An 8,102-nucleotide genomic window follows, 5' to 3' on the forward strand; every position below is an offset into this window, starting at 1 on the left:
GAAACTATTATTTTCATATAGAATTTGAGGCTTCATAATTTTAAAACTACTACATCTATCATGCAAATGATGGTTAATTTAATGCTTTAAGATGAGTGAGTAAAATTTAGAAAGTCATGGTAAAAAGAGTATTATAAATGCAGGAAGGTTTAAACCATAAAATGGAAATGAATAAGGTTACATTAATAACGATTGCTAATAAGAAAGATATATATTTAGAATTTATAAATAATCTTAAAACTCAGGTTAATGTTAATTATGAGTTGATTACAATTTGGAATGATAAGAAGCAGTATTCGTCAGCAAGACAAGCCTATAATACTGCTGCTGCAAAAAGTACGGGAGACATTTTGATATTTTTACATCCAGATATTCGTTTTACAGCAACTACTGCATTATCTGATATTATATTTCAGTTATCATCTTTAAAAAAATTTGGAGTTGTGGGAATTGCTGGCAGTCCTAAAGAGCTTGTGGGGGGCGACAGAATAATTGTTACTAATATAGTACATGGAAAGAATAAAATTTCGGTTCCCAATTCTACTAAAATAAATGCCCCCGTAGAAGTTCAAACCGTTGATGAGGCGCTATTCATAATGTCAAAAAAATTTTGGGAGGAACATCCTTTTCCTTCTAAAGAAGGATGGCACTTATACGCTGTTGAACAGTGTTTAATAGCTTCCAACGCAGGGTTTAAAAATTTTGTTATACCGATAAAAGATATATGGCATACATCTGATGGAAAGTCAGAGGATTACAGATATACACTCCAAGTAAGGAAGTTAGTTAGAGAGTATCGGAAATATACAAATACGATAAATACAACAGTAAAAAGGTGGAGAACACGGGGGATTTATGCACAAATATATATTTTATTCTATCTTTTTAAAATGTATATAAAATTTCTACTTGGACGTTAAATAACAAAAATTAAATATGTGGATTGAGAGGTTAAAAGATTTAAACGTGAAGAAAAAAATTCTATATTTAATTATTACAGTTCTAATATGTATGGTGATAGGTAGCATCTTGTGGATTTGTGGAGAAAAAAATTCTAAAATAACAGTAAATTTTGTCGATGAAAATGGCACAAAATTACTTATAAAACCTATAACATATACTTCTAAACCATGGTTGCCTCTTTTTGCAAATACATTAAATGATTCGGTTCCAGGGTACAAGTTAGTAAGACATAACGTATTTTTTAATGATAAGCATCAATATGTGACTTTGAAATTTAAAGCAAAAAATTTTGACGATGAAATGGATAATTTAAATAGAGCTAAGTATATAGCTACTACCTTTCAACCTATGACAGTTCCGATTAAGAATGGTTGGCAAGCAGATCCTTATAACTTATCTAGAACGTATCACGGAAAGAAAACGGGTAAAGATAGTTTACGTATTATTTATTCTGATGATGGAAAGGATTGGAAATTTCTTCATATTAGTTATCCTAAAATTAATATTAGGGACCCACATATAACTAAAATCGGTAATTTTTGGTATATTATTTATACGAAAGGCTTAATAAGAACTAAAGACTTTAAAAATTGGGAACGGGTGCCATGGGCGCACTCAGAATATTTTACTAATAAATATGAGTGGGCGCCAGAATTTGTAAAAGATAAGTATGGTAACTATAAGGTAGTTATGTCAGGTTGGTCCCGTCAAGACAATGATATGGCTAACTATATATCTGATATTGATGTAAGGACGGGTAAGATAGCTAATAACTGGAGAAGAATACAAGGTGACTTTTCTGGTAATAATATTGATGCAAATATTACTTACTATCATGGCAGATACATTATGTTTTATAAGAGCTATAATACTGAAAAAATTATGATGTCTGTATCTAAAAAACTTGAAGGTCCTTATAAGTCAAAGGAGCTGTCTATTGATAATGGTAATAAATCTGTAGAAGCTCCCGAAGCTGTTATAGAAAATGGTAAAATAAGATTATATTATGATACCTACATGGTTAATTCTAAAGGAACAACAGTTTTTAAAGGGATACACTACATCGAATCGAATAATGTTAGTGGTTTGAAATGGACTTCACCACACCAAATAAAAGCACCTTTTGTTGTTAGGCATTTTGGTATATATAAACAAAAGTAATTACTTTGATTTATAGAAAAGGAGAGAACTATAATGACAAATTATTTAATAGTAGGTGCAGGGCTTTTTGGAGCAACCTTTGCATACGAAGCGGCCAAGCGAGGTCATCAAGTAAAAGTAATCGAAAAGCGTAATCATATTGCAGGTAACATCTATACCAAGGAAGTACATGGCATTCAGGTTCACCAATTTGGGGCCCACATTTTTCACACTTCCAATAAAGAAGTGTGGGACTATGTCCAACAATTTGCAGAATTTAATCGTTATACGAATGCTCCAGTGGCCAATTACAATGGTGAAATATACAATTTACCATTTAACATGAACACTTTCAATAAGCTTTGGGGCGTTGTTACACCACAAGAAGCGATGGCAAAAATTGAAGAACAAAAGGCGGTTTTAGATGGTAAAGAACCTGAAAACTTGGAAGAACAAGCCATCTCCTTAATTGGAACAGATATTTACGAAAAGTTAATTAAGGGCTACACTGAAAAACAATGGGGACGGAAAGCGACTGAATTACCATCCTTTATTATAAAGCGTTTACCAGTTCGATTAACTTATGATAATAACTACTTCAACGATCTTTACCAAGGAATTCCAATGGGAGGGTACACCCAAATCGTTGAAAAAATGTTGGGCCACGAAAATATTACGGTTGAAACAGGTGTTGACTTCTTTGATAAGAAGGACCAATACCTGGCTGAATTTGATAAGGTGGTCTTTACTGGGATGATTGACCAATTCTTTAACTACGAATTAGGTGAATTAGAATATCGCTCCTTACGTTTTGAAACAGAAATTCTTGACGAAGATAACTATCAAGGGAATGCCGTAGTTAATTACACGGATGCCGAAACACCTTACACACGGATTATCGAACACAAGCACTTTGAATATGGTAAAGGTGAAAAAGGTAAAACGGTTATTACCCGTGAATATCCAGCTGATTGGCAACGTGGTGATGAACCATATTATCCAGTGAACAATGAACGTAACAATGAAATGTACCAAGCTTATAAAGCATATGCAGCCAAGAATGCAAGCAACGTCATTTTTGGTGGTCGTTTAGGTCAATACAAATACTACAATATGGATCAAGTAATTGCAGCGGCTTTAGAAATAGTTAGAGAAGAATTTAAAGGTTAAACTATGAAGGTAATTCGTAATTATTTATATAATGCAGGCTATCAGGTTTTAGCTTTAGTTCTTCCACTTATTACATCACCTTATATAAGTCGTGTTTTGGGCCCATATAAAACTGGTGTGAACACGTACACGTATTCGATAATTCAGTATTTCGTTTTGTTTGCAGGATTAGGTATATCACTATATGGTAATAGACAAATCGCATACGTACAAAATAGTAAAAAAGAAGTAAGCAAAATTTTTTATGAAATTATTGTTGTAGAATTTCTAGCAGTATTAGCGTCATATATCTTTTTCATTTTTTTTATGCGATTCTATTCAAGTAATGTTACGTACATGTGGCTTCAATCCATATATATAGTAGCAGTTTTCTTTGATATATCATGGCTATTTATGGGGTTAGAAGATTTTAAAAAAATAGTTATTAGAAATACATTAGTTAAGGTAGTAACTGTTTGCTTTATTTTTATTTTTATAAAACAACCATCAGATTTAAATAAATACATTTTAATACTGTCTCTTGGAACGTTAGTGGGTAATCTAACGTTTTGGCCATACTTAAAGGAAATTTTAGTTAGAGTGAATCTTAAAGAATTAAAACCACTGAGACATATTTTACCAACCATATCATTTTTTGCTCCACAAGTAGCTATTCAAATATATGCACAATTAAATAAGACAATGTTAGGTGCGATGGTTAGTGAAACATCATCAAGTTACTACAATTACTCGGACACACTAATTAAAATGGTGTTATCACTTATTACAGCAACTGGAACAGTGATGTTGCCACATGTTGCTAGTGCATTTTCTAAAGGGGAAACGGGTAAGGTTAATATCTTAGTTGAAAAATCTTTTGACTATGTTTCGTGCTTAGCTATTGCAATGATGTTTGGGATTACAGGAGTATCATTGCATTTTGGGCCATATTTTTATGGACCGGGTTACGATCCTGTAGGTGTTGTTATGATGATTGAATCACCAATTATTTTATTAATAGCATGGAGTAATGTTATAGGTAATCAATATTTGTTACCTACTAACAATGTTAGATATTATACAACCTCTGTTGTAATGGGAGCTATTGTAAATATTGTTTTAAATATTCCATTGATTATGATTTTAGGATTAAATGGGGCGATGATTTCAACTGTATTATCTGAACTAGCTGTAACTTGTTATCAACTATATTGTGTAAGAAATAAATTAAACTTAAAAAAACTTTTTATAAATGTGCCTAAATATTTTTTAGCAGGTATATTAATGTTTTTACCGGTATTTTATTTAAATATTATGCTGCATACAAGTATCTTATCAATATTTGTAGAAGTTTTTTTAGGCATAGTGATATATGTGGTAATACTATTAATATTGAAACCCACAATTTTAGATGATATTACAAAGATTGTCATGAAAAGGATGGAGAAATAGATGATTTCTATAGTGATGGCTACCTATAACGGAGAAAAGTATGTTGAAAAACAACTTCAGTCTATATTGATGCAAACGGTAAAACCTAGTGAAGTAATTATACATGATGACTGTTCTGAAGATAAAACTGTCCAAGTAATTTATAATTTTATAAAGAAGAATAATTTAGATAATTGGAAGTTATCGGTCAATAAGCAAAATGAAGGATATAGAAAAAATTTTAAAAATTTGCTTCTAGATGCCAAGGGAGATATTATATTTTTCTCAGACCAAGATGATGAGTGGAATGAAAGAAAAATAGAGTTAATGTCAGATGCAATGAGACTGAATAAGAATATAAAAGCTTTAAATAGTGGTGTCTGTTTAATTAATAGTAACTCTGAAGAAATAAAAGTAAAATTAGGTAAAAATTCGTATAATGCAAATTTTCTTCATTCAATGAAGAAAATTGATAAATTAAGTTATTATAGTGTTGAGAGTTTGCTTATAAGTAATATTTCTCCTGGGTGTACAATGGCTATAACTAAGGAATTAAAAGAAATTTTTTTAAAAAATTATGTGGGAGATATGCCACATGATTGGTACTTAAATATTCTTGCTTCAATTGGGGGCGGATGTGCATTCTTAAATCAAGAATTGACAATGTATAGAATGCATAATAATAATACTTTAGGGTCTGCCACAGGGAAAGGATTGAAAGCATCAATACGCTTTTTTAATCAGAATGAAAGAGCGGATGAATTTCAAGAAAGATTGAGAGCGTTGTCTAATATGGAAAAAAGTATAATACCTTCAACTTTACAACTGACATATGTTCGAGGTTATTTAAAAGCACGAATGGTGTTTTATCAAAATCCTAGTGTATTTAGACTATTTAAATTGTATAGGTACCATGATTATAGGGAACGTACGCAAGTTAAAGGTAAAGTATGGGATGTACTATTGTCATTAAGGATTAGTAAACTAATAGAAAAGATGTGTTAGGATTGAAAGCTATGATAGATAGCCTTGTGAAAAAACGAAGAGCTCTATCTTTAAATAGTAAATTAAAAGAGCAAGTATATTTGTTGGCGTTTGGAGTATATGTAGCATTTAATTTTTTAGCAGGCACTATGTACATAGTGCTTGTACCAAGTAATATCATACGTATTGGACAACTTGTCGGTGTTTTAATAGCTGTTATTAAAATATTTTTCTTTGATATATATGATGATAAAAAAGAGGTATTACTAATAAGTATCCTAGGGTTATTTTTGTGGGTATGTTCCTTAAATGCAGAGGTGATGGATTTATTTTACTATTACGTATTGGTAGTGGCAGCGCGAGGTGTAGATTTTAGAAGAATACTTAGGCTATTTATAGGTATTATTTCAGTAGGAACTGTGGTAGTAATTGTTTCTGCAAAATTAGGTATAATAATAGGGTTAACTAATAGTAGAGATGGGGCAACTGCTATTAGATATGCTCTTGGATTTGTTTATACAACAGATTTTGCGGCAAGAATATTCTACCTATTACTTACTTATGTTACTTTTCGAAAGTTTAAGTTACTTTTTTCAGAGTATATAATAGCCATAAGTATGGTAGCATTCGTTTACATTGTAACGGATACTAAGTTAGATACACTTCTAATGCTATTAATAATTATGGTAGCATTGTTTAAGAAGTATATAACTAAGGCATTAATTGTAATGAAGGCAAAGGTAATTAATATCCTTACCGTTCTATCTATACTGGGAATAATTGGATTGACATATTTATATGACAAGACTAATATCTTATTAGTTATTATAAATAAGATATTGACTAGAAGACTTGAATTTGGACATGCAGCTTTTACAAAATACAATGTGACATTATTTGGTCAAGAGGTAGTTCAAAATGGTAATGGGGGTATTCATAAAGGATATTTTGAATATTTTTATATTGACTCCAGTTATTTAAGGATATTAATGATGAATGGCTTTGTTATATTCATAATAGTTTTAATATTCTTACTATCATTATCTAGCAATTTTATAAATAAAAAAATGTATTCATTGGAAATTATGCTATTATTTGTATTGTTAAGTTCATTGATTGATCAACATCTCATAGAAATTTCTTTTTAATATTATTTTCATCGCATTTTTTGCTAATACGAATTTTTTTGAGGAAGGAAGTGACAGTGAAATTGAGTAATAATTGGGTGATTACTTCAATGGATAGAAGTAAAAATATAGGTGGATTAAAGGCTAAAGAAGATATTATAAATTTTTTACAAAAGAAGAATTATTATTCTTTTGAAGTTAATCCATATATACCAAAATTAAGAAGGATTATTTATACCAAGTTAGTATTACCTAGAATGATAAGAGGGGAAAAAATAGATAACGCTATCATTCAACATCCGATTTCATCTGACATGATAATGGAACAATTGATAGATAGTCTAAGGAAAAATAAAGTAAAAAAACTGGTAATATGGATTCATGATATTCAATCATTACAGTCTACAAATTTAGAAACCATTAATAAAGAAATTAATTGGTTTAACAGGGCAGATAAGCTAATTGTTCATAATAAAAAAATGAAAGAATGGTTATTGGAACATGGATGCAGTGCATCAATGATAGAATTAAAAATTTTTGATTATGATAATCCTCAACCAATTCAAAGAAATATTGAATATAACAAATCAGTATGCTTTGCAGGGAATCTCATTAAATCAGAATTTTTATCTAAAGTAGATATTAAGACTAGGATTGATGTTTTTGGGCCAAATATGTTTAAGAAATATAATGATTGCTTAAAATATCGAGGTCAGTATTCGCCGGAAGAATTACCGCAACATCTAAAACAAAATTTTGGATTAATTTGGGATGGACCAAGTACAAGAAAATGTGAAGGAACTTTTGGAAAATATTTACTATTTAATAATCCTCACAAAACATCATTATATTTAAGTACAGGTATTCCGGTACTTATTTGGGAAAAAGCTGCCATGGCAGACTTTATTAAAGAAAATAATGTTGGGGTTGTTATTTCGAATTTAGATGATTTAGATGATACACTAGACAAAATTTCAGATGAAGAATACCGTGTGTTAAAAGAAAATTCGGTAAAATTAGCCCAAAAGTTACGTGATGGATATTTTACATCACTAGCTATACAAAAAATATAAGAGTTTAATAAATTTATATTAATTTTACAAAACATGTTGATATTAGTAGCGGAGAGAAAATATGGTTTCAGATATTAGAAAATAGCTAGCTTTTGATAAATTTTAAGAAATAGTAACGATAAAAGTCTTAAGAAATTAATGTTTTCGAAAACATAATCTCTTAAGGCTTTTAAAATTCAAGCGTAAGAACACCATAACAGGACGTAAAAAGAAGCGATGGAAGAAATCCACTTAG

At 30.3% G+C, this 8,102-nt stretch carries 7 protein-coding genes; all 7 read left to right on the forward strand.

The genetic code is table 11. The annotated features are described in order from the left end of the window. Window positions 1-137: 137 nt before the first annotated feature. From JCM10991_RS10665 to JCM10991_RS13825, 7 genes are read left to right on the forward strand one after another with little or no spacing between them, the layout of a single operon-like run. Window positions 138-920, forward strand: coding sequence for a glycosyltransferase (locus JCM10991_RS10665; protein WP_023860057.1), 783 nt, complete (start codon window positions 138-140; stop codon window positions 918-920). A gap of 46 nt (window positions 921-966) precedes the next feature. Beyond that, a complete protein-coding gene (locus JCM10991_RS10670; protein ID WP_025021472.1) occupies window positions 967-2,124 on the forward strand; it encodes a glycoside hydrolase family protein in 1,158 nt (385 codons plus the stop codon). A gap of 33 nt (window positions 2,125-2,157) precedes the next feature. Beyond that, on the forward strand, window positions 2,158-3,273 hold the full coding sequence (gene glf, locus JCM10991_RS10675; protein ID WP_025021473.1) for a UDP-galactopyranose mutase: 1,116 nt from the start codon (window positions 2,158-2,160) through the stop codon (window positions 3,271-3,273). A gap of 3 nt (window positions 3,274-3,276) precedes the next feature. Continuing rightward, a complete protein-coding gene (locus tag JCM10991_RS10680; RefSeq protein ID WP_025021474.1) occupies window positions 3,277-4,704 on the forward strand; it encodes an oligosaccharide flippase family protein in 1,428 nt (475 codons plus the stop codon). Then, entirely contained in the window at window positions 4,705-5,688 is a 984-nt protein-coding gene (locus JCM10991_RS10685) for a glycosyltransferase family 2 protein (protein ID WP_025021475.1), read from the forward strand. Then, window positions 5,682-6,815, forward strand: a complete 1,134-nt coding sequence (locus tag JCM10991_RS13820) for a hypothetical protein (protein ID WP_162149526.1) — start codon at window positions 5,682-5,684, stop codon at window positions 6,813-6,815. Before JCM10991_RS10685 ends, JCM10991_RS13820 begins: the two co-directional genes overlap by 7 nt. A gap of 56 nt (window positions 6,816-6,871) precedes the next feature. Next, a complete protein-coding gene (locus JCM10991_RS13825) occupies window positions 6,872-7,867 on the forward strand; it encodes a glycosyltransferase (RefSeq protein ID WP_225349966.1) in 996 nt (331 codons plus the stop codon). The last annotated feature ends 235 nt before the right edge of the window (window positions 7,868-8,102 follow it).

This window comes from Ligilactobacillus equi DSM 15833 = JCM 10991, assembly GCF_000615765.1.
Taxonomy (GTDB): Bacteria; Bacillota; Bacilli; order Lactobacillales; family Lactobacillaceae; genus Ligilactobacillus; species Ligilactobacillus equi.